Source organism: Chitinophaga ginsengisoli (assembly GCF_003014595.1).
Lineage (GTDB): Bacteria > Bacteroidota > Bacteroidia > Chitinophagales > Chitinophagaceae > Chitinophaga > Chitinophaga ginsengisoli.
On sequence record NZ_PYGK01000003.1, the window covers coordinates 608,187 to 633,236 of the forward strand.

A 25,050-nucleotide genomic window follows, 5' to 3' on the forward strand; every position below is an offset into this window, starting at 1 on the left:
TGCGTTCTGAATTGTTAGGAGAAAGCGGATATTATACAGCCGGGTCAACGACGGGTTCAACCTCCTCTTTTTTGGGTTTAGATTCCTGGAAACTCTGCCTGATCACAAACTCCAGCAACAAACCGGCAAACGCAAGGGTGAAGATGAATGGGAATGCCTGGTACCGCAATACAATCGGTGAAGCGAATACACTGAATGCCAGGTTACTGAGCCATATCAGCAGCATGATCCATAATACTGCCCGGTAATAGGGACTGACTTTTGAGAAGCCACCAAGGACGACAAACCCAATAAATCCAAAGAAGAAGATCACGTTGATCATGGCTAGTAATAGCGGGAATATTGCAGTGAGAATAATGATTTTATTCTTAGAGAAGTGATGCACTTTGTTGGACTTATAGCCAAACCAGTTTACTGCGCCCGGATCGACGGTGTCACTTCCCATATTGTATATTCCTAAAAACTCGGTCGGTGGAGAATAATAGTTTATAAAATTAGGCCAGATGTAATAGCGAAGGAATTCACCTGGATACTGTTTGATCAACCAAGAGCCATACTGTCCGTAAAAATTTGAGACAGATGCCCAACGCTTGAGATAATAGGTAGTACTATCTTTTCTATATTTCTGAGCTAGATATAATTTTAGCGGCGCTTTTTCGTCCCATAAATAATAGATACCCAATTCCTGATCCGGCCGTTGTTTTAGGCGGCTAAGAGAATCCATATGTTTTATGGTAATGGAGTGAATCCTCGCAAATTGCTTTGGAACAGGTCCTCTATTGGCAGGTGCGACATGAGCATACATAAACAAGGCATTACTTCCCATTTGCCAGCCCCCAAAAGGAGAAAATGTAGCTACTCCTAATCTGTCCTTAAATGTCAGTGTGGTATAAAGCAAGAACCAGCTAACAGGGACTATAACAATAGCTAATCTCAACAACTTTTCTCTAATTGTTCCATTTGCCAGTAACACTACAAGAATGCTTATAAAGGGATAATACAGGGCGTTATAGCGCACAGAGAACACAAACCCCAATACTAGAGCATGAAAGATGAACATCTTAGCTGCGGGTCGAAATAACAGCCAAAATAGGCTTGTCAGCCATAGAAGACTGAAGGTCGCAAATAGAGCATCACTGGATACAAAGTTGGCGATATAAAGCCAGAGCGGATTTAGGACAAGGAGGATAAATAATACTCTCATTGCCCACTTGCCGGGCTGCAATAAATATTTTATAGAGAATAAAAAAAAGAGTATTGCCAGCTGTAACAATGAATATTGAACAATAACCAGCCCAGTGTCCGAACGGTTAAATACACTTATCAATCTGAGGAATTTGGAGTAGCCCACTGGCCACATGTTTATATTTGCATTATTATATGCAGCGTCAATATAAGAGTATGAATCCGGCAAAAAATTGGGGAAGGGATATAATTTAACTATAATGGATAAAAATGTACTGGTTATCACTGCTGATAATATTAAACAAATCCGGTTCTCCTTGTCGTACCAAACGTTTTTATAAAAATCATGCGATAATAATGGTTCTTTTGGCGTCATATATTTGCAGGTTAACACATAAAAACTAATATTCACAATATAAACAAGAATTGGAAACTATAGTTACCAGATAGAGAATATTTAAATCTCAAATCGGAAACATCAATTCAAGATCCGTCCTTGCTTCGTACGAAAAAACATTAAACACATAAGTATACTACATCAAGAAGAGCCATTGAATTACACCTTGAGAAGACGGGATAGATTCGACGTAGACGACAGTAATCAGCTTAAGTATTCCGCCACAACTCGAGCCGCCAAATTTCCATTTCGTGACATTTTTTCAATTCGATATCAAATTTATTCATTTGTAATAGCTAATACTTGTTCTCAAATAATTGCTCCCCATCTTTCCTCTTGCATTCGCAGAAAATCCTCTCGCTTAAAATTGACGTTGCACATTCTATAGCTCCAGAAAATACCTCCTAAATACCTGCAAGCATAACTGCACACCACCGACATCGCCCGGATACATCATATTATAAACGCATGCATCGATCATTACATTAAACAAAGACTGTATCTCCTATAAAGTTTTCCAATAACCTAATTTTCTTGAGGAATGTTCCATGTAACTTTGGTCAAGAATAACATTTGAACAGTGTGTTTTAGGTTTTGATCAACCATGTTAATTTACTATGAGTGCTTTACAGCCAAACATGTGAGCAACACCAAACATACATGATGGTAATATTTCAATCTGATTTAAAAAGCTATCTGCATAGATAAATTGCGAAGTTTCCATAGCCAGGACAGCAAGGTTATTAGTTTTACCAATCACTATTTCAAAATCCACTATTACTTCATTACAACACCGATCAACATAAGTAAATTTTATTTCAGTAAGAATAAACGATTTCCCAACAAAAAAAATCTGTACGCTAGATTTTTGGTTATTGAAACAGCAGAACATATACAAAATAAAAATCTGATCAGATCCTTCGCCGTAAGGTTAAAACCTACCACCTGTTGCGAAGCTAAACAAAAGTGTGGGTTGACATATAAAAACATAAAATCATTATTATGAAAAAGGCAAAACTTCTCCTAGCTCTAGTTGGTATTCTAGCCATATCAGGAGGCATAGTAGCTTTTAAAGTTGCTAAATTCAACTCAACACCTGTATGGAGATCAACCACTTACATAACCTCCTTGGTTGGCACAAAAACTTATAAGGCAGTTGGTCCATATTGTACAAGTACAGCTCCTACTACCTTGTTTATACCAGCACCTGGAGCAGAAAGCTTTTTGGCTACGGTATCTACAACGCTTAACCAAGTGCCAGCCAATGTTACCGCAACTGCAACGGATGGATCACAAGCTACTACTTTGATCCAAACATTCCCTTGTACAACAACAACAACATTTGTAACAAATGTTATTTAATTAAACTTTTTTGATGTACTAGAAAAAATAAGGAGCAGTAAGTCATTCTCCGCAATTTTTAATCAAGTGATCAAAAAGTAAAAGACAAATGCCACTACTATTGTGGCATTTGTCCTCACCTTAGAATATTTAGTTTCCCTATGGTACTATCTTAAATTTACTGCAACTTCTCTATTAAGAGGCACTTTTAAAATAGTGCACATATTCTAACATGCATTTCCTAAGAACTATTATATTAATTATCAGTTGCATATCAATTACCCTGGCACAAAAGCCAACACTCGACAATGGTGTATACAAGACTTGGGATGAAATAAAATTTTACGAAATATCTAATAATGGGAAATACGCATATTACTACTATGGCACCGAGAACAGCAGTTTTAAACTGATGGTAAATGGTCTAGAAAGACCATATAAACGAGAATTTGAAGCTGCAGACAGAGCTATATTCTCAAATATCAATAACAAGTTAATAATCTCTACCTCCCAAGGAATCTGCATACTTAACTTGGAGACTGATTTACTCCATACCATAAAAGAAGCAACCGATCTTAAATATCCTAGAGATGGGATCGATAGTTTAATAGCATATAAAGTAAATAATCAAATGGTTGTCAAAAACATAATAACACTCGAAGAAAACCATTACAAGAATGCCCACCGTATCTACTTTAACAATCAAGGCTCCGCTATCGCGCTACTAAACGACAGCTCATTTCAGTTGATAAACCTAATACAAAATACCGATCGGATTATTTATAGAGGGCTCCCGGTAGAAAACTTGTTATTTAGTGAGGATGGAAAAAGCTTAGCATTTACTATAAGAAATAATAATGGAATAGACATAATGTATTATAAAGATCGAATGGACAGTGCAATCTGTTTGGTTTCTTCGCGAAACAATTTCATAAAACACGGATATTTCTTAGGTGATGATGCTTTGGAATTTAGTCCAGATGGTTCACTATTGTATTTTAAATTATTAAAAACACAACTTGATCCCGAAATAAAAGAGGCGACCATCCCTGCAAACATCAATATTTGGTCATATAAAGATTGCTTCTTGAAATCGCAAAAAACATTTGATGCATCATTAGAAAATATAAAAAAATATACAACAGTTATTAATCTTAGCAACCGTCTAGTTACCCAACTAGAAAACTCCGATACTTTCTTGCTTGATAGAACTGTAAGAAACAATTATCAACTTCTGCGGAATTATACAAATTCTGATGATTCTTATTGGAACGAAAAAGAGAAAACCATGTACGGTTTATTAGATATTAGAGGTGGTCAAAAAAAGGTAATCTCAGCAGCCGCAAATTCCAAAAATATTTCTCTTTCTCCTAATGAACTATTTGTGGCATGGTTTGACTCCCAAAGCAAGAATTATTACTGTTATGAAATTAAAACTGGATTAATCAGAAATTTGACAAAAGACATTGGAGTTCCTCTTTTTTATAAGGCAAGGGCGAGTGAAATCAATCCGTTTGATAGAATAAATTGGTTAGACAATGGCAGATTTATAGTTATCTGCGATAAATACGACGTTTGGCAAGTTGATCCATTAAATATAAAAAATCCAGTATGCTTAACAGGAGGGATTGGTAGAAGATTGGGAATCACCTTTAAGTTAGTGTCGAATCCAAGAGAAATAGCAAAAACTGCGAATGAGGATTCGTTAGTAATAGCTGGACTAAACGAGACTACTAAATTTAATGGACTTTTCAAGATAAAAACAGGGGAAACGAATGATATAGATACGACCGGCCTAGAACCGTGTTTATATTATTATCCGGGGATATTTTATGAAAATAATCTAGAAGTTAAAAAGGCTAGGTATTCAAATATGTATATTTTAACCAAGCAAACAGCAACTCAATCGCCCAACATTATAGTCACAAAAGATTTTAAAAAAATATTTTATATATCCAATTTAGCTCCGCAAAAAAAATACAACTGGATGACAGCCACCCTAGTTCGGTGGAAAATTTCACCAAACTTTACTGGTACAGGAATCTTATATAAGCCAGAAAATTTTGATTCCACTAAAAGGTACCCAATAATCTTTCATTACTATGAAACTAAGAGTACAGAATTATTCAAATTTCAGGCACCAAAGTTAAGCGTAGGAGATCTTAAGATCGCATGGTATGTCAGTAATGGCTATCTTGTTTTTGTACCTGACATTATCCATAGCACTGGACAGCCTGGTCTAAGTGCATTGAATATAGTTGTATCATGTGCAAACTACTTATCTAAAACATACTCTTGGATAGACAGTACAAAAATGGGATTACAAGGACATAGTTATGGAGGATATGAGACTAACTTTATAACTACACATTCCAATATTTTTGCCGCCGCTCAATCTTCCTCCGGGGTCACAAACTTAATAAGTATGTTTGGTAGCCTTGATGCTGTAGGTAAGAGTAGAGCAGCATTTGTAGAGATTGGTCAAATCAACATGGGAGTTCCTCCGTGGCAGAACATGTCTCTATATATTGAGAATTCTCCAATTTTTAGTGTTGATAAAATAACAACACCTCTATTAATCATGCATAATGCGGATGATAAAGCGGTTCCATTTTCTCAGTCACTAGAATTCTACTTATCTCTAAGAAGATTAAAGAAACCTGTTTGGCTAATCCAATATGATGGCGAAGGCCACGTATTGGGTAATACACAAACGGCATTAGATTTTACAATTCGGCAACAACAATTCTTTGATCATTATCTTAAAAATAAACAATCTGAATTCTGGATGAACAATTAGTAGCTTCGTATACTAAACAATAGTATTAAACTCGTTTGCATTCATTTACATCCCGGCTATAAGGCTACTTTATACTCCGACAATCCAATTTATAAGAGTAGTGCTTGGGCTTCCGTCCAAGCAAGTATGTTTTGTTATAGATTGCGGTCAGACATAGATTTATTTGAAAAGTAATCACGTCATATTTATTCCTTCTATGACACAGATAGTGCCTCACATGTCTATCAATGAAAAGAATAGTTGCTCTTGGAACTGTAAGTACCCCGTTTAGCAAACAGTATTCTTCTGGAGAATCGTTTCTTCAAGAACCATGTTTTTCCACTCTTCTGGGGTAAGATTATTTAATGCTTCATGTGGTCTACGCTGATTGTATTCTTCCAGCCACTCCTCTGTTAACTCTCGTACCTGGTTAAGGTCAAAAAATAAGTATGCATCAAGAACAGCCTCACGATATAGACGGTTAAACCTTTATATATATCCGTTTTGCATTGGCTTACCTGGCTGGATGTATTGAACGATGATATTATTCGTTTTGCACCATAGGCAAAACTCTGTAGAAGTGAACTCCGGTCCATTATCTACTCGTATACTATTCGGCTTACCACGTGTTGTCAATATTCGGTCCAGTACCCGCGTAACCCTCTTGGCAGATAGGGATGTATCGATCTCAATAGCCAATGCTTCTCTTGAACAGTCATCCATTACATTAAAAGTCCGGAAGCGTCTATTACCAGTCATACTATCACTCATAAAATCCATACTCCAACTAACGTTAATCATTTGTTGCCTGATCAGTGGTTGCTTTATCCGGGCGGGTAATCGTCTTTTCCCTTTCCTACGTTTGTTGAGTTTTAATAGCCTATAAACACGGTAAATCCGTTTATGATTCCATTTATGGCCTGCCCTCCGCAAATAAGAGGATAGCTTCCTGAAGCCGTAATTAGGATGCTTAAAAGCCAATTCCTGCAATGCAGTAATAACTGCATTATCATTCTTACGGCTATTGTAATAGAATTGAGATCGTGGAAAGGATACAAGTCTGCAGGCCCTACTCACAGAAATACCTTCTTCACTAACCAGCTCATGCGCTATTTGTCTTTGGGTGGCAGGGCCCAGCCTTTTTTTGTGAAGAGATCTTTAAGAAGTTGATTATCCAGGGATACATCAGCATACATCCTTTTCAGACGCGCATTTTCTTCTTCTAGATCTTTCAAACGCCTTACATCTGAGGCTTCCATACCTCCATAACGACTCTTCCAATTATAGAAAGTCGCTTCTGAAATGCCGTGTTCTCGGCAGATCTCTTTGGTCGGTATCCCGGATTCTTGTTGTTTAAGGATAGAAACAATCTGGGATTCTGTAAATCTTGTCTTTTTCATGATGAACAGATTAGTTTAAAATTAACACTTTTATCTAATTTTAAACTGTCTGCCGTTAAGGGGTACTTACATACCAGGTAAGGTGCAATAAAGAAATAAAGAGGGGTATGCAACAATGCTCCAGAACGTCAAAGGAATACTCCAAACTGGTACCCCTGGCACGCATGACAACATTGCTGGAAGTAAAGGCATTACCCCGCTCCATTGTATGGCACATGGCCAACGTTACCTTATTGAAGCAATGATAGCGATAAATATCTCGTTGAGCAAGGTTTGTATCTGATCTAGCTACTCTACATAACTCAAACATTATTGAAAGGTACTGCACCGAATATCGGTCTCGCAGCTAACGAATGAGTTATGAGTATGACCAAGTGTTATTCAAAATCCAAATCGCCAAAGCGTTATTTTTTAGCCCGAAAAGCTGGGATAAACTAAGTACCCATATTACAGACGGAAAATTGCATATAAACAACGACGCCATTTGAAAATCGCTTCCGTCCTGCCACCATAAGTTAAGTCGCAAAAATTATCCATTGATTGCATGTAATCGCGAGAAACCTGCCGTGTTATATAGCTTACCTGTGACATATAAACTACATAAAATAAATCCATCCACATGAATCAAAGACGCATCATACCGTATGTCTTAGCATCCTAATAAAGTATCTCCCCAGCTGCTATCTCATAACTGGGTACTACACTAAAGTTATTTATTACCTCAGCTCCAGCATACACTTGCTAAGTGAGATACAAAGTAATCTCACCATGAAGACATCAATGCCCGAAACAAATTTTCTACCAATCCTCAGACATGGATAAAACAATTCGACAGTGGACAAACGCATTCCTCCATGAGAGGGATTGCTAACCATTTTATCTCAATTATTCCAGAGGCTACTATAGAGCAGGATTTGGGTCTAATATATTTCCTCAAATATGGCTTGGCTCAGTAGGGTAATACCTAGTCGCTCTGAGTCCTACTGTTCGATTGTTATCCGTTCCTCTTATATGCTATCCAGTTCAAACCCGATTTTTCTTCTGCTCAAGTGTTTGAGATTTTTGGCACTTTCTGACTGACTTGAAAATTCAGTAACAAATATTTGTAGATGCATTCAACAATTTTAAGATATTGACTGCCATATTGGTCACTTAATTTACCGGTAACTATTGTGACAGCTAATATTAGCCCAATTAATACTCCAACCAAAACCAAACCCGAAACCGGCCCAATATCATATCCTAACTAATTGCTGCAATTATTTTGAATTAGTTCATCCTCTTTTGATCTATATTACTATCAGGGCATTTATACATAGCAATGCCATAACTCCAACTGCAATCAGATATTCTGAGGATATTGGCGAAGCAAGTTTTCTTCGAGGTCGACTTTATATTCAGTAGAATTGATGGACTATAGGCAGCCACCAAACGCTTTGGATACTTGAAGGAGGAAGGCTGTTTGATAATACCAACCTCAAGTCTTTTCTTGAAAATGGCAATTCAGCTCTCACAGAAATTCCATAACCTAATACCCTTGATTGTTATAGCAATCATAAAGATACAAACCAAATCATTATTTCATTATAACTTGTAATATATTGTAGCTATACACATTTTCCTCCTTTATAAGGCAGGGGGTATACTTAAACTCTGTGTTGACTGCAGTTGTAATGATTACATCAATTGATCGGATATCCAGGATTCTGTATTAAAAATTTATTGAATCTTAACTCATTAATTGGAATTTCATACAATCGTTTATAACTCTGCCAGACACCTCCTTTTTTAGGGCAAATTTCATTCATCACTTCATCTATCGTTTGAGACCTTTTCAGGTCTAACCATCTATGTCCCCATTCCGTAAAAAGCTCTACTTGCCGTTCATGCAAAATTGAGGATAAAACTTGAATTTGACTTCCAGGCTGAAGATCTTGCAATCCAGCCCTATGACGTATAATATTCACATCCTGTCGTGCCTTAGCCAAATCCCCCAATCGTGCTTCGGCCTCACTTCTTATTAAAAAGAGCTCACTTAGTCTAATAACCGTTAAATATTCGCCAGAAGGGTCAGTTTCTTTATACAACTTATATTTAAAAGGATAATAGTATGATTTCCCCATTGTGATTGTATCTCCAATCCAAACATTCTTTCTTCTATCAGCATTTTCAAAAGCATCAAGTAAAAACTGCGATACCATTACAGGCCTTTCATAGCTGTCCGGCGCACCGTAAAGAAAGAATAAACGAGCATCTGTGGTATTCAAAAGCAATCCATTAATATCAACTGGTTGCAGCTGCCAAATTGATTCTTTACTATTTTTCAAGAAAACATTTTCTAATTCAACTGTATCAAACAATGACTTATTCTCTATTACTTTTGTTGAAGAGGATATTGCTTCTGACCACTTTCCCAAATAGAGATATACTCGCGCCATCAGCGATAAAGCCGCCCATTTATTCGGTCGAATTCGTTCATCTGTAATGTTCAATACAGTAGCGTCCACATAGACCTCAGGAAGAAGAGCCTGTGCCTTTTCTAAATCGTCCAGGATTTGCTTATATACGACTTCGGAAGCAACTCGAGAACTTGAAGAATTAATTTTATAATCAGAAGTAAGCAATAAAGGAACATCACCATATAAATTAACTAAGTAGAAATACAAAAATGACCTTAAGAAAAGCGCCTCTCCAATTAAATGCTGCTTCAGTTCCAAATCTAATGACGAAGAAGCAGAAAGCCCCTCCAATGCTGTATTTGCACGATATATAAGTTTGTACAGGGGAGTCCAAAAATCAAATCGACTATTGTTGGTGTATTCGCCGTATAAATAGCTGTCTTGTAATGCAGTCAATTCGTCTGCAGCGAGCCCACTGTGCAAAGATATAGATCCACGACCTTGCGCGACGCCATACTGCTCGCCTTGCAAATCGTAATAAATTCCAGTTAAAACAGCAGCTGCAGATGAATTAGTTCTAAACACAGCATCAGCTACAATCTTATCCGGGGGATTTCCTACATCAAGGAATTTTTTGCATGAGGGCATAAGTACCAATCCCCCCAAAAAGAACAATAGTAACTTGAAATATCTCATTTTTATCTTTTTTATTTATAATCCAACTTGAATACCTACAGTAATGTTTCTCAATGGAGGAATAACCGTCAAACTTTGCGTTTCGGGATCCCATCCTTTATATCTACTAATAGTAAACAGGTTCTGCCCCAAAATATAAATACGACCACTGTTGATTTTAAGCTTCTTCCGCCATGCTTCCAAGATCTGCCAAGAAATAGCAATATTCTTGCATCGTATATACGAGGCATCAACGTAACCAGCAGTGCTGTATACTCCCTTATAAGCATTATCATTGAAAAGTTGAAAATTTTGATTAAATCTCTGAATATTGGTTAAGTCCCCAACTTTTTGCCATCGTTCCAAGACCTCTTTCGGTTGATTTCGTGGACTACCGGGAAGAATATTTTCGTTAAACAATCCATTCTTTCCCTGTTGTTTGGTAAACTGAAAGAAAATATCAATGCTTAACCCTCCATAACTAATATTATTCTGAAAACCACCAAAAAGCGTGGGGGCAAGATTAACAGTAGCCCGTTTATTATCAGCACCATCACTTATGCTAACTGGCTTACCTTCACTATTGGCAAATTGATATATACCAGTTGAAGCGTTCACCCCCATAAATTCATAAAGATCAATTACAGACAATGCTCGTCCTACCTTTAAAGAATTATTGGGACCATCATAAGCTATCAACTTATTTCTTGGAACAGTGAGATTAAAAGATGTAGACCAACTAAATTTCTCCCTTTTTACGTTCTGACTAGTCAGCAAAAACTCCCATCCAATATTTTGTATAATCGCAGGTAGATTTCCTGTCACAAAACTATATCCCGTCATGTTGGGAAGGTTATATCCAGATAATTGATTGCTAGATTTGTTACGATAATAACTAGTAGAAAAAATCACTCTATCCTTCAAAATTCCTGTTTCTATTCCCCACTCAGCTTTCTGTGTTTTCTCCCATTCAAAATCCGGATTGAAAAGGCCGAGCACTCTTAAGCCTTTTGTACCTTGATAAGGATATTCCTGAAATTCATATTGATCTAAATATTGATAGTCTCCAATCTGATCATTACCAGTAATTCCATAGCTGGCCCTTAATTTGCCATAGCTCAAAAAAGGAACCATATTCTTTACAAACTTCTCCTGCGAGAATATCCACCCGACACCCAATGCACCAAATGAAGCAAATCTTTTGTTAGGTCCAAAACGGCTACTGCCGTCCCTTCTGTATGTTATATTGAATAAATATTTTTCTTCTAAATTATATCCCACTCTTCCAAAAAATGCAATGTATCTATATTTACTATTCAAACTCCTAACAGAGTAAGAATTTGCGGCAGCGGGGTTCCTTATTAACTCATCGCTTTCTATACCTCCTGTAAAGACATATTGATTGTCTTGTTTATTACCTAACATTGTAGCACCAACTATCAGATCTATATTTCCATTTCCTAGAGTTTCATTATATGAAATTTGGGGCTCAGATATCCAGGATCTGATCTTCGAACTAGTATATGTAGCTGATGCACGAGCCGAGGCAAGCAATCTAGGCTCAGCCCCAGCAATAGTTGTCCCCATAAAACCACTATTTACGAGTTCATTATATCCCAAATTAAATTTAAATAACACAGTTGGGAATAACCTATAATTCACCTCTATATTATGAACCATATTAGTTGTTTGAGCATCAAGAATCCGGCTTACTAGAGCTACATACGGATTCCTCCATGTATAATTAGCCCAGTTGAGACTCCCATTTAAATTATATGGAGCAGGCGCATTTGGGGGAAGATCAACATTACTGGCAAAATCAGCTCCAGGATAATTCATTTTACTAATCGAGTAACTTCCTGTAACATTCGCTTTCAAACGCTGATTAACTGAAGACGCTGTAAAACTGAAATGCCCTCCTCCTCGCTGATTCGAGAAATCTCCAGGAAATATTGTTGTCTCTTTGTGATAATTTCCTCCAATCCGATATTGGATAATGGATTCCCCACCATAAATGTTGGCTTGAGCATCTAAATAACTGGCAGCATGCCCTACAAGTTCTCGCTGCCAGTCAGTGTAACGACTAGTGTCCCATTCTAACAAATCTGGAGCATTTTCAATCGTTGGTGTTTCATCATCGTTATAAAATGCTTCCCGTCTCATCTTGAGGTATTCCTTAGTATTTAATAATTTTCTCTTTTTAGCCACATGCTGCCACCCCTTGTTTACACTAATATCGACCTTGGTGACTCCGACACCTCCTTTTTTTGTAGTAATTATCACTACACCATTTGCTCCTCTAGATCCATAAATTGCAGTTGCATCTGCATCTTTCAAAATATCAATACTCTCAATATCAGCCGGATTAATGAAATTTAGCCCAGAAATTGTTGTCCCCAAGGCTCCATAACTTCCCAACGGAGGTGCTGCCACAGTAGGCTGAAAGGGGACACCATCAACAATAAACAAAGGTTGAGTACCACTATTAATACTATTACGTCCCCTTATTTGAATATTCACTTTTGCTCCCTGCAGACCGGTTGTTTGTGTAACAATTACGCCGGGGGCCCTTCCCTGTAGAGTTAATAATGGGTCTGATACAGGCTGATTAGCCAAATCTCTTGCTTTTATTGAAACCAAGTTACCGGTATTAAAACGTTGTGTTGTCATCCCATATCCTCTGATTATAGTTTCGTCTAGTTTATTAACAACTTCTTCCATTTGCAATACAATATTCTGGTCTTCTACTACAATCTCCTTTGTTTTATATCCTATTGAACTCAGCACAAGAGTTTCATTCATTTTTATGCCCTCTAACTTAAACCTGCCTTCGCTATCTGATTTAGTACCTTTATGCACACTGTTCTTGAGAATAACAGTAACCCCCGGTATCGGATTACCTTTTGAATCAGAAAGCTTGCCACTAACTTTAAAGCGGCTTAATAACGTATCACTGTTCAAGATTACATTGTTCTTGGTAATCGTCGGACGCAACGATATCACCCCCTCTCTATACACCCACTCAATCCTCTTCTTCCCCAACAAACTCTCCAACACATTATCCAGCATTACCTTCTCAAACATCACCGTCACCTTTTCCTTCACATCCACTGCATCCACCGCATACATAAACCTCAACCCTGTCTGCCGCTCTATCTGCCTGAACACTGTCTCCAGTGTCACATCCGTGCCGATCACAGTAACCTTCTGCTTCCCTGTTTGATCAGTAGAAGCATACAAAGAAGAACAGCATAATAAGAATACGGAAAGAAACCTGACGACCAGGCTGCTGCGAGGCGTAGAGATGCACATAATAGTTGGTTGATGTTGGTTAAAAGCGTAGCAATAAGCACTGTTATGGGAACAGACATGCATACACAGTTTTCACCACATGACATAGCGCAGCGAATGAATTCAGCCGAAAAAACGAATAATGGTTGGTTTTTAATTAAGCGATTCCTTATCTCGTTGTAATAGTCAAATGTCTTGGTTAGCTAATCTGGAATAAAATGAGTCAGTTCCCAGACATTCAGTCGGGGTAAAATTTAAAAGGTACCCAAAGAAATTTAACAAAAACTTAAACCTGTTTATCCCCGAAAAAATCTACCGCCATTAACACCGTATTAACTTCTCGCAAATTGAGATTCAGTAGCTTAGCAAGCGTATAAAGTACGTTCATTGTTCTACCCCAGATGTAGTTTATTATCCCTTGAGGTCCCGGAAACAGCTCATTTGTATAACTATATTTTCTGTTGAAGTATGCATCTAGACGGTTACAACGACGAACATCTCTTCAAACTACTGCAAGACGGTAGTGAGACAGCCTTCAATGCCATCTTTAACCGCTATAGCAAACGTTTATATGTAGAAGCCTATAACCGTTTACAAGACGCAGATGAAGGGAATGACATTGTGCAGGAAGTCTTCTTCTGGTTATGGGAAAGAAAGCACTCCCTGGAACAACCGCAATGCCTCAAGGCTTACCTGGTACAGGTAGTCAGGAATAAATGCGTAGACCTGATCCGTAAAAAGACCAGTACACGCGATAAAAAGCAACAATATACCTGGCTGGCGGATACTTACACTACCACCTCTCCCATAGAAAATAAAGAACTCGGCAGGCAGCTGACGGCGGCTATCAACAGCATCACGCCCGCCAGCAGGCAAGCCTTCGAACAATTATACCTCTACAAAAGAAGCCTGAAAGAAATTGCCGACGAAATGAACATCAATGTCCAGTCGGTAAAGAACCACATCCACCGCGCGCTGAAAGTGCTGCGCGAGAATTTGAAACATAGCCTGTCGTAAGTACCTTTTGCCAGTTTTTTCGACTATAGGGTTATCATGCAGATAGATGAAACCCAAATCGAACAACTGGTACTGGACGAATTAGGGGGAATAATCACTCCCGAAGACAGTGCCACCCTCAAAAAACTGCTCGAAGACGAGCCGGAAGCACTTATTATCCGAAACGCCATCTACGAACAGTTTTCGGGGCCCGAGGAACAGGCCTTCTTAGCCCTGTCTCCCGAACATTTGCCCATCGAACAAGTATGGGCCAGGATCCGTAAAAGAAAATGGATCAGAGTCATTGTACGCTCATCGCTCAGCCTTGCCTTTATGGCCTCAGTGGCCTCCGGCATCTATATATCTTTTAAGCCAACAAAGCCTAGCCAGCCTAAGGCAGTTGTCCATGGATTGTCTCCCCTGAAAACTGTTGCTCTGCAGCTGCCCAATGGCGAAACTGTCAATCTGGGCAGCACGCAGCAACACGTTACCGTAGGAGATGTGACACTAAACGCCACCGAAAAACAGGTATCCCTCAAAGGGAAGCCGAACAATGGCATGGCCATGATCACGGTACCCGAGGGACAGGGTTATAAAATCAAACTCTCCGATGGATCAGCAATACAGTTAAACGCGGCCTCAAAGATGGCATTCCCGGTAGCCTTTAGCAGCAATACACGCGAAATCACCATACAGGGTGAAGCCTACCTGAAAGTAGCCGCAGATCCGAAGCGGCCATTCATCGTACACCTGCCCAACACAACTGTACATGTACTCGGCACAGAGTTCAACGTCAACACCTACGACAACGCACACGAAGAAATCGCACTCGTAAAAGGCGCCATCAAACTGAAAGCTGATTCCACCACTCTCCTATTGAAACCAGGATTCTCAGTTCGATACCAGAAAGGTCAACGTATGCAGGCCACACGTTTTGATGCGGAAGAATTATTAGCGTGGAGAGAGGGTACTTATGTGTTTCATGCAGCGACTATAGACGAAATGTGCGCCGTTTTGAAAAGATGGTACGGAATAAATATCATTTATGATAACGCCAACACAGGCCAACGCCGTTTCACCGGTTATATCGACAAATCCAGGCCTATGCAGCATTTCCTGGATGATTTAAAATTCACAGGACACTTCGATTATTACTTTGATAACGACAGTGTCATACACATACGTTAACGTTACAGGGTCTTTAAATTTTGTCATGCAGTTTTGAATGTAAAATGATGTTATTTCACGAGGAAGAACTATTATTGTCTGTGAAAAGAGGCGATGCATCCGCTTTCGCTACACTTTACAAACGGTATCGTCCGCAACTGCTGACGGAAGCATATCAGAAGGTACGCAACCAACAAGAGGCGGAAGATATAGTACAGGAGATCTTTACATCTTTATGGCAACGGCGCAGGGAACTGTCTATTAACATCTCCCTGAAACATTATCTATATAGAGCAGTGCATTTACAATATGCATATAAGTGCCGGCGCAATGAGGTAGCCCGCAGGTTTGTATCGCATACCTACTATACCTCTCCCGAAAGTGCAGTACCCAGGAATCTTGAAAATAAAGAACTGGGACAACAGATCCGGGAAGCGGCCAGACACGTATCTGCTCCTGCATGCAGGAAAGTATTTGAACTGCTCTACCTGCAGGACTGGAGCCATAAAGAAATTGCACAGGATATGAACATCCAGCCACAGGTAGTGAAAAACCAGGTGAGCCGTGCATTGAAAGTAGTCCGTACCCGTTTACGCGAAGTGGAAGTGGTATAAAGCATCCCGTCTATTTACAGACAATTAAATAACCATCCATGAATACGTCAGCATCCAGCGTAAATAAACTGCTGCTCCTTGAAAAACTGAATCCCAGTTATGTCGCTCCTGCAGCTATCCCCGAGGAATATCAGTCCCTGATCATTCCCGCAGCTGGTCAATGTTACAGGGATGATGCAGAAGCAGAGATACTGACACAACATATCGACTTCGGACCATTCTCTTTATGGATACATGACATCTGGGCGAAGAAAAATTTTGTACTATGCCCTTGCATCCCTTCACATATGTGGAGTCTGCATGGCATATATGAAGACAGCCTGCACTTCGAAGATCCGGCAGCACCCAGTTACCTGCTGGAAGAAAAAGAATTTAATTTCTTTAACCTGCCTAAAGGACTACACCGCATTCCCATCACCGAAGGCAAGAAGATACTCTCCATTCACATCAATATTGAACAGGATGTATTAAAAGACATGGTCGAGGAATTTCCCAGCCTGGAGATCCTGGCCAATAAAATGCCTACAGGAATTGGGGCCATCAACGCACATCCGTATCAAAGCAATATGGTATGCGACTTCCTCCTGGAGAAGATCCTTTCCTGCCGCTATGCACCCAAAAGAGCATACCCTTATCTGTTCCGCGCCTGCATAGATCTGTTGAGGAACATCGCTGCCCAGGAAACCCTGGCCAATCAGCCGCTGATGTCACAGAGTGTGCTGAATGCAGCTAAGATCCATCGGCTATTCAACTATCTGCAGGCACACCCTTTCATCAAACACACGCTTGTTCAATTAGGATACATATTCAAAGCCAGCGGTAAACAACTCGCATTTGAGTTTAAACAGCATTTCGCGCTGACCATCCATGAATATATGCACATGTGCAGAATGATGCACATCTATGACCTGCTGCAGAAAGCCAATACACCTGCGGAAGAAATAGCCAGCATCAGCGAATATCCAAACGTCACGAATATGGTCATGCAGCTAAGAGACTACTATGCCTGTATGAGAAGTGCTACTTATCAATGATCGCACGGACGGTATCCAATGGTAATGAGCCGTAATTCGCCCGTTTGATCTGTCTGTTCTTGTCATAGAACACCAGCAGGGGGTATGCTTGCCCTCCATAAAACCTGAAAAAGACATTGTTATAATCCAATCCCAGCTTCACATTCGGGAACTGCTCAAATTTATATCTCTCCTGGTACAACTTCACATCATGAAAGCTGCCGGCACTGATGAAAACGATATTGATGTCCTTCAGCGTATCCATAGCAGCGGCCATCTTCTGCGACATCGTATCACATGGTTTACAGCCCGGACCATAAAAGTATAACAAAGTAGGACGCCCCTTGGCAAGACTGTCTGTATTGAACTTCGATACAGTATCTCCCTTCAGCAATACAATCGGTGGCAATGCTTTCGGATCTTTCGGCATATTGTCGGCATGAGGAGCTTGGGTACAGCTGGCCAGACCCAGGGCAAACAAAACGAGTAGCTGTTTCATATTGTATAGATGGTTAACACAAGAGTAATATAACCTGTTTAACCGGGATAATAGTTAGGAGATAGCGTATTCCACGTATACTATCACTCCAGCAGATGTGTCACGCCGAAGATGAGTCCTGCCAACAGCAGAATACAAACCAATGGCACCACCACCTCATACAAAAAAGCGTTCATCTGCGCTTCCCGTTGCTTTCTTATCTGCAGGAACAGGCGATGCATGCGCTGGTCACGCTCCAGACGATCCTGCCTTTTCCGCCAGGTCTTCAGTGTGATCTGTACCAGGGGCTCATTATCAAAAATCTCTTTATTGGGAGCAATACCTGCATACCCTTCCACTTCTTCGATCAACTCATCATTACTCAATTCATAGTAAGTACCAGATGGCGTGTCATGTCGAAGAATGAAATCATGGCTGAGCAACAGATGGATCGTGTAGGCGCTTAAATACTCCTTCATCGTTTCATGATCCACCGCTGCACTCTGAGAATCTGTGATCAGTAATTTTTCCAGTACATAACGTACTGACAACCGGTCCTGATAAGAGGTTATTTTTTGCAACAGATCGGTATAAAGACCGGCCTTAGCATTAGGGAGGTTCAACATACTTTTAATAATTCATATCCCGGTCGGATAATTAACTATTTAGTACTCATCAATCTGCCAAATTCTCTCTATCTCCTAACTATTCCTCCCGGTATACCACATAACTTTAAAAAACCCGTTAACCACAATCAAGCTCCCCATGAGTAACCCGAGCCTCAAAGAATATATTTTCAAAGATCCCAATAACCGCCCCTACGTCTGGACAGCCATTATCGGGATCATTCTCCAGTTAATGTTCTTCAAATATCTTTATCCCTTTGCCAGTTACATTAATGGAGACTCCTATGCCTACATGGAAACGGCGTATCAGAACTTATCCATCAATACTTACCCGGTAGGATACTCAATGTTCATACGCCTGTTCAGCGTATTTACACATTCAGATACCGCCCTGGTAGTATGCCAATATCTGATGTTGCAGGCCAGCCTGCTATCAATGGTATTTACACTCTTCTATTTTTACAATCCACACAGATGTACCAGGATCGGATTGTTCGGATTCATGCTGTTCAATCCTGTGTTCCTCTACCTGGCCAATTATGTATCCAGTGATACATTGTTCCTATCATTGAGCATCACCTGGTTTACGATATTGCTCTGGATCATTTACCGCCCTTCCCGCAAGCTGATGATCTATCATGCATTTGTATTATTCCTGGCATTCACGGTGAGATATAATGCACTTTATTATCCATTGATTGCAGGCATTGCGTTTCTGCTGTCCAAACAAAAGATGCTGCAAAAGGTGCTGGCATTTGCCCTCTGTATAATATTATTAGGCAGCTTTATTGAATACAACAAAGCAAAATATTACGAAATCAGTAAGAAGCGGATCTTCACCCCTTTTACCGGTTGGCAGATGGCAAACAATGCCATGTATGCGTATAAGTTTGTTCCCAAAAATCAGCGGAAACCCGTACCTAAAAAATACCAGGTGCTCGATAAAATGATCACGGAGTATTTTGACAGTACATTCAATAATCCTAAATACCCCTTTGAAATGATGATGGCCAGTACCGTCTACATGTGGACACCTGGCTTGCCCCTGCGTAAATACATGCACGACCAGTTCAAGAAAGACTCTACAGCGCCTGAATTGAAACGCTGGGCCAGCGTATCTCCCTTGTATGAAGAATACGGCAAATACATCATCCTGCATTATCCGATGGCCTTCGCCAGGTACTACCTCTTCCCCAATGCGCTAAAATATTATGCCCCCCCTATTGAATTCCTGGAATACTACAGTACTGGCGTAGACAGTGTATCCCCGATCGCCCAGATGTGGTTTGAATATAAAAGCAATAAGATCACCACGAAGTTCAAAGATTTCAAAGTAGATATATTGGACTTCTATCCTATCCTGGTCGGTACAATGAATGTGATCTTCTTCCTGGGTATGATCGGGTTCCTTTTATTACAGGGTTACAAACGGCAGCCCTTATTGGGTAAAGGACTATTACTCGTGGTCTGCCTCTGGCTAACAAATTTCGGGTTCAGTATATTCGCCTCGCCCATTGCGTTACGGTTCCAGCTATTTCCCATACTGGTCATGACTTCCTTTGCTTTCCTGTTCATGGAATACCTCATAAAAGAAGCGACCAAAAAAGAATGATCACTGACCTTGATCATCATATACCAGGGTGCTCGTCCAGGGTAGCCCTGAAGGAGCATCATAAGTATATGGCACACCACCAATCGTTACCCAGGTCAGTGTCACACTGGTGTACAGCGGCCTGCCGGCATTCACTGTTGGCTGTGTGGGACTGGTCGCGAAGTTCCGGTAGGGGGATATATCAGCCAATGTAAGCAGACGGCTTACGCCATTAATCGTTACCCGCGTACTGGTGGTCAGGTATAAATTATTCAATCCCCGCAGGGATGTAGATGCAGTGATCCCTGCCGTAACAGCCGACAGTACAATGATCAGCAGTATTGTCCTTGCCCGTTTCATAGCAATAAAGTTTTTCTAAAATTATAGCTAGAATTGACAAACCTGCATACTATAGCCCGGTCCAACTTTAGAGATCAATGCTAATATCCTTCATTCTGTTTCAATGCAGGATTCAACACCATGTCACCATAAGGAATAGGGAAGAATTGCTTATAGGTCATCCAGGTAGTCCCTTTTGTATTGGCTTCCGTATACATGATCTCATCGGCTCTCTCATAACGTTTCAGGTCCAGCCAGCGATGGCCCCACTCTGTGAAAAGCTCTACCCGCCGTTCCTGTTCAATGGCCTTTAACAAGGCCGTGCGGCTGTTTGCCACCACATAACCTAATCCTGCCCGCTGTCGTAATTTCATCAGGTCAGCCCTGGCGCCCGCAAAGTCATTGATGTACACTTTGGCCTCTGCCCTGATCAGGAAGACCTCTGCCAGTCGTAACACCGCCAGGTAAGGAGTAGGCGATCTTCCATCTTCCGCCAACCGGTATTTATATGGATAGTAATAAGTACTGCCATTTGTGCTATCCGTTCCTATCCATACCACCAGACGCTGGTCCTTTTTCTCAAAACGCTGCAGCAATCGCTTATTCATAAATAAAGGATGCATTTCCCGGTCAGGGCCGTTTTGCAAAACAAGCAGCGCTGCATCTTCGTTCACACCGGTAGTGGTGGTGTTTTCCAATGCCCAGATCATTTCAGGGCTATGCTGTGCGAAAGCATTCTTCAAAGCGGGAATGGCATACAACCTGTTACGTGCAATGATATTCGAGGCCTCCTGCTCTGCCGCCGCCCAATTTTTCCGGTACAGGTGTACCCGGGCCAACAAGGTAACAGCGGCCCATTTATTAGGGCGCAGTCTTTCATTCACCATCGTCTGTGCATCACCACCGAGATATTCTTCCCTTAGCAGGGAGATGGCATCCTGCAGGTCATCGGCTATCTGGTCGTATACACTTTCTGTACTGCTGCGACCTGCAGTAGTGTTCTTATGCAAATCTGTAGTGGTCAGCAGCGGCACATCCCCAAAGAAATTAACGAGGTAGAAATAACAGAAAGCCCGGATGCACTTCGCCTCCCCGGTGAGTTGTTGTTTCACCGCAGGCGTGATCCTATTGGAACCTTCAAGACCATTGAGTAGCATATTGCAATGCTGTATGCAACGATAGAGCGGGCTCCAGAACGGGCTATCATCAGCGGACAGGGTATTTTCATAACAACGCTGGTATTCCTGGTTACCTTCCATTAAGCTCAGTTCATCAGCATACAATGCACAGAAAACAGCAATACCTTTACCACCGGCCGACAGCTCACTGCTGTTAATAATAGAATAAATACCCGCCATTACCGCTATCGCCCCACTATCTGAACTGTATACCTCTTCAGGTGCCATTTTATCTGAGGGCTCTCCTATATCGATGATTTTCCTGCATGACAGGCAAGTGTATATCAACAGGCAATATAAAAATGCTATTCGCATATGATCTTATTTAAAATAGTATTGAACCCCTACTTTAGTAATACGCATAAAAGGTAAAGCGGTACGGCTAAGAGTCTCGGGGTCCAGTGATGGATAATTGGTGAATGTAACCAGGTTGCTGACATTGCAATACACCCGGTAGGGGCCGATCTGTCTGGCCACAGTCAGGTTATTTATTCGTATGTACCGCACATCCATAAAAATATCCGAGCTGTTTAAATACTTCTTCTGGTCTGCTTCCGAAGATGCCTGTGTGGCTTTTTGTACGCTTTTGTTATCACCGGCTTCCCGCCAGCGGTCAGCCACATAAATATTTTGGTTCCACATAGTACCGATCATATGTTGCTTGTCAATGATGGCATTCTCCGCTGTACGCACCATATATTGCCCTGAACAAGTGATTTCGACACCATCGACAGTACAGGTAATTCCAAAACCGCCATAAAACCGGGGAGCTGTGTTGATCGCCACGATCCGGTCATTTTCCGTCAGTGCTGCTGCGTTGACAATATTGCCTGCTGCGTTCCTGTATAGCGCCTCCCCGCTCTTCGGATCAATGCCATAGAAATTGTAATAAAACAGTTCCCTTAAAGGACGTTTTAACTGCGTCTGCCCCGATGGTGCAGCCGTCATACCCTCGAAAGCAAACAGTGTATTGGTGCCCGTGGAGCCATTCAATCGTACGGCTAAGCTCCAATGCTTACACTGCACCAACCCGGCATTCAGCGTCAGTTCTACACCAATGTTCTGGATAGCCACGGGCATATTCCGCTGGATGGTTCCTCCACCGGCCATTTCTGGCAAGGGGTATTCCACCAGCTGGTGTCTTGAGCGGTTATGATAATAGGCGGCCTCTATCTCCAATTTGTTGTCCAGCAAACCAAGGTTGAGGGTGAGGTCTTTCTTGTAGGTCATTCCACCTGTTAAGGCACTGTTCTGCTGCTTTGCCGCCATCAATCCCTCTACTGCCTGATAGCTGCCTGCCGGCTGATAACTGCCAGCGTACTGGTAATCGTCTATCTGGTCATTACCGGTGGCCGACCAGCCTACCTGCAGTTTCCCATAACTGAGGCCAGGCAATGCATGCCGTACAAACGCTTCCCGGCCAAACTCCCAGCCGGCCGCACCACCGCCGAACAGATTCACCTGTTCATCTTTCCCAAAGCGGCTGCTGCCATCTAACCGCAACACGAGTTCCAGGGTATATCGCTCTTTCCAGTCATAATTCAGATGCGCGTGCGCGCCCGCATATTTGTAACGGTTAGCCGACGGTGTTCGCTTTACTGTTCCTATTGTTTCATAATGCAGGATATCCTGATCTCGCAGGTACCCGCTGGCGTCGATCGTTGTATTACCCGCATAGATGCTATTATACACCCCGCCCAGGTTCAGCCCCACTTTATGCGAATCGCAGCGTAGGTTAAACTGGACCGAAGGCTCCACATCAATGGTCTGGGAGAGATAACGATTTTCGGTAGAAGATGCCGTTAGGTTCGCCTGTCCCTCTTCCCCTCTTTTCGCAATAGTCGAGATAGATGTATTATGTGCCCCCATTCGGTGATAGCCTCCCGTTAGCAGGAAACTCATCCAGGAATTAACATGATAATTCATACTAGTGGTAATGAGCATATTGGATATGTGCCCTTCAAAATCCGGCAGGGAAACAATGGAATTGCTCAAGGCATAATTGATCTTTCCATCCTTAAACAATGGCGGTGCATTGGGAGGCAGCGAAATGCCCATAGTATAATCTGTACCCGGCAGACGGGTCCTGTTATTATTGGCCAGTCCTGTTAACGAGATATGGAGACGGTCATTCAACAGTTTTATATTGGTGCTGCCATGCAGACCATACCTAAGATCCCCATATTGATTGCCCTCCCGCATATACGGTGTCGAGTTCTCCCTGAAATTCCCGCTTATCCTATACTGGAAAGCGGCCCTTTCTCCTGAAAGGGTGAGGACCGCATCCTTATAATAAGCAGTATGACCTATTAATTCTTTCTGCCAGTCAGTATACCGGTATTGATCCCAGTCCAGCATATCAGGCGCTTTTTTGCTTGTTGGTGACAGCCCATCATTGTTCCACGCATCCCAACGCAGCTGAATGTATTGATCGGTGTTTAACATATGTTCGTGGTGCGGCACCTTACCAAAACTATAGGAAACATCCGCCATGAAATGGGTCTTGTCTGTATGAGTGGCCTTCTTGGTAAAGATCTGCACGACGCCATTCGCCCCTCTCGCGCCATACAGGGCGGTAGCAACTGCACTTTTCAATACGATGATAGTGTCTATATCGGCAGTGGACAGATAAGACAATGTGGAGCTGTATTGGCTCATAGTGCCTTCTCCTCCTTTGAAATCCGGCACGATGATCACACCATCGATAACATATAAGGCCTGGCTATTCCTGTTCAAGCTGGTAGGACCTCTTATTTCCGTACTCCTGGTAGCTGCGGCCCGGCCATTGCCTCGCTGTAGCACTACTCCGGGTGCCTTCCCGCTAAGGTCATCCACCATATTAAATTGCGCCCCCATAGTAATCTCCTTCACATTCGGGAAACGATAGGTACTGTCCTGCCACCAGTGCTTCTTTGGCTTATTGCCTGTTACCTCAAATGGCTTTACAATATTTGTTTGTTCTTCCAGGGTAACATCCAGTACCGCATTGCCGGGCACTGTGGTATCATGCGTAACATAACCTACACAGCTAATGCTGATGGCCGTGCCAGCCATTACATGAAACAAGGAAAAACTCCCGTTGGGGTCTGTCGTTGTGCCACTTCCTCCACTATTCACCCTTACAGATGCTTTATAAACAGGGCGTCGTTTTTTATCAATGACTGTCCCGTACAGTATGTCGATGAGGGGCGGTTTCCTGGCTACCGGTTGCCCGGCCTTAAAACCTACATACCGTCCCTGGATCGTATAGTCAAGTTGTATCTGTCTATGCCATATTTCCAGGAGCTCGGGAACTGATATGTTCCTGTATCCCACAGGGGCCATTTGCTTTAAATCGACATCATTAGTTTCAAAACGATAAAAGTCGGTCCATTTCTTCATCGAATCAATCGCCTCCCCCAACTCCATGCTATCCTTTGAAAATGTGAAACGCATCTCCCGTTCCGGTGCCTGGGCACTTGAGGTGCCAGCAGCGCAGAAACACATCAGGATTACGGCAATGCCTCGGACAAGCTGGCTACAGGTTAGGCTAGTCTTCTTCATGTTTGCACCATCAGTTTTTATTAACAGGAATTCATACA

General features: G+C 41.5%; 16 protein-coding genes and 1 pseudogene. 8 read left to right on the top strand and 9 right to left on the bottom strand.

What is annotated here, in order from left to right:
* Positions 1-31: 31 nt before the first annotated feature.
* Positions 32-1,561 (bottom strand): hypothetical protein, encoded by a 1,530-nt coding sequence (locus CLV42_RS10395; protein WP_106601838.1) that lies wholly within the window; start codon positions 1,559-1,561, stop codon positions 32-34.
* Between the two features lie 1,023 nt (positions 1,562-2,584).
* On the opposite strand from CLV42_RS10395, the gene CLV42_RS10405 reads away from it, so the two are divergent.
* Entirely contained in the window at positions 2,585-2,944 is a 360-nt protein-coding gene (locus CLV42_RS10405) for a hypothetical protein (RefSeq protein WP_106601840.1), read from the top strand.
* A 211-nt stretch (positions 2,945-3,155) separates the two neighbouring features.
* Entirely contained in the window at positions 3,156-5,723 is a 2,568-nt protein-coding gene (locus CLV42_RS10410) for an alpha/beta hydrolase family protein (RefSeq protein WP_106601841.1), read from the top strand.
* 267 nt (positions 5,724-5,990) lie between these two features.
* Here the strand turns inward: CLV42_RS10410 and CLV42_RS10415 are convergent.
* Positions 5,991-7,102, bottom strand: a pseudogene (locus CLV42_RS10415) (IS3 family transposase).
* A 107-nt stretch (positions 7,103-7,209) separates the two neighbouring features.
* Here CLV42_RS10415 and CLV42_RS33890 point away from each other — a divergent pair.
* Entirely contained in the window at positions 7,210-7,347 is a 138-nt protein-coding gene (locus CLV42_RS33890; protein WP_170117455.1) for a hypothetical protein, read from the top strand.
* 1,437 nt (positions 7,348-8,784) lie between these two features.
* On the opposite strand, the gene CLV42_RS10420 is transcribed toward CLV42_RS33890, so the two are convergent.
* A complete protein-coding gene (locus tag CLV42_RS10420) occupies positions 8,785-10,197 on the bottom strand; it encodes a RagB/SusD family nutrient uptake outer membrane protein (RefSeq protein ID WP_106601842.1) in 1,413 nt (470 codons plus the stop codon).
* 15 nt (positions 10,198-10,212) lie between these two features.
* Positions 10,213-13,488 (bottom strand): SusC/RagA family TonB-linked outer membrane protein, encoded by a 3,276-nt coding sequence (locus CLV42_RS10425; protein ID WP_106601843.1) that lies wholly within the window; start codon positions 13,486-13,488, stop codon positions 10,213-10,215.
* Between the two features lie 447 nt (positions 13,489-13,935).
* On the opposite strand from CLV42_RS10425, the gene CLV42_RS10430 reads away from it, so the two are divergent.
* From CLV42_RS10430 to CLV42_RS10445, 4 genes are read left to right on the top strand one after another with little or no spacing between them, the layout of a single operon-like run.
* Entirely contained in the window at positions 13,936-14,484 is a 549-nt protein-coding gene (locus tag CLV42_RS10430) for an RNA polymerase sigma factor (RefSeq protein WP_106601844.1), read from the top strand.
* A 36-nt stretch (positions 14,485-14,520) separates the two neighbouring features.
* Positions 14,521-15,651 (top strand): FecR family protein, encoded by a 1,131-nt coding sequence (locus tag CLV42_RS10435; protein ID WP_106601845.1) that lies wholly within the window; start codon positions 14,521-14,523, stop codon positions 15,649-15,651.
* A 44-nt stretch (positions 15,652-15,695) separates the two neighbouring features.
* Complete coding sequence (locus CLV42_RS10440) at positions 15,696-16,244, top strand: RNA polymerase sigma factor (protein WP_106601846.1); 549 nt, start codon at positions 15,696-15,698, stop codon at positions 16,242-16,244.
* A gap of 38 nt (positions 16,245-16,282) precedes the next feature.
* Positions 16,283-17,278: a helix-turn-helix domain-containing protein gene (locus tag CLV42_RS10445; RefSeq protein WP_106601847.1), complete on the top strand. Its 996-nt coding sequence runs from the start codon at positions 16,283-16,285 to the stop codon at positions 17,276-17,278.
* Here CLV42_RS10445 and CLV42_RS10450 read toward each other — a convergent pair.
* Both CLV42_RS10450 and CLV42_RS10455 read right to left on the bottom strand, forming a co-directional pair.
* Positions 17,265-17,756 carry a TlpA family protein disulfide reductase gene (locus CLV42_RS10450; RefSeq protein WP_106601848.1) on the bottom strand — a complete coding sequence of 164 codons (492 nt, stop codon included), beginning with the start codon at positions 17,754-17,756 and terminating at the stop codon, positions 17,265-17,267. The genes CLV42_RS10445 and CLV42_RS10450 overlap by 14 nt on opposite strands.
* 83 nt (positions 17,757-17,839) lie before the next feature.
* Positions 17,840-18,361, bottom strand: coding sequence for a hypothetical protein (locus CLV42_RS10455; protein ID WP_106601849.1), 522 nt, complete (start codon positions 18,359-18,361; stop codon positions 17,840-17,842).
* Between the two features lie 139 nt (positions 18,362-18,500).
* Between CLV42_RS10455 and CLV42_RS10460 the strand changes: the two genes are divergently transcribed.
* Positions 18,501-19,973: a hypothetical protein gene (locus CLV42_RS10460; protein ID WP_106601850.1), complete on the top strand. Its 1,473-nt coding sequence runs from the start codon at positions 18,501-18,503 to the stop codon at positions 19,971-19,973.
* Here CLV42_RS10460 and CLV42_RS10465 read toward each other — a convergent pair whose 3' ends face one another.
* From CLV42_RS10465 to CLV42_RS10475, 3 genes are all read right to left on the bottom strand, one after another.
* Positions 19,974-20,312 (bottom strand): hypothetical protein, encoded by a 339-nt coding sequence (locus CLV42_RS10465; RefSeq protein ID WP_106601851.1) that lies wholly within the window; start codon positions 20,310-20,312, stop codon positions 19,974-19,976. It lies immediately after the preceding gene.
* 80 nt (positions 20,313-20,392) lie between these two features.
* Positions 20,393-21,784 (bottom strand): RagB/SusD family nutrient uptake outer membrane protein, encoded by a 1,392-nt coding sequence (locus CLV42_RS10470; protein WP_106601852.1) that lies wholly within the window; start codon positions 21,782-21,784, stop codon positions 20,393-20,395.
* A gap of 6 nt (positions 21,785-21,790) precedes the next feature.
* Positions 21,791-25,012 (bottom strand): SusC/RagA family TonB-linked outer membrane protein, encoded by a 3,222-nt coding sequence (locus CLV42_RS10475; RefSeq protein ID WP_170117456.1) that lies wholly within the window; start codon positions 25,010-25,012, stop codon positions 21,791-21,793.
* Positions 25,013-25,050 lie beyond the last annotated feature (38 nt).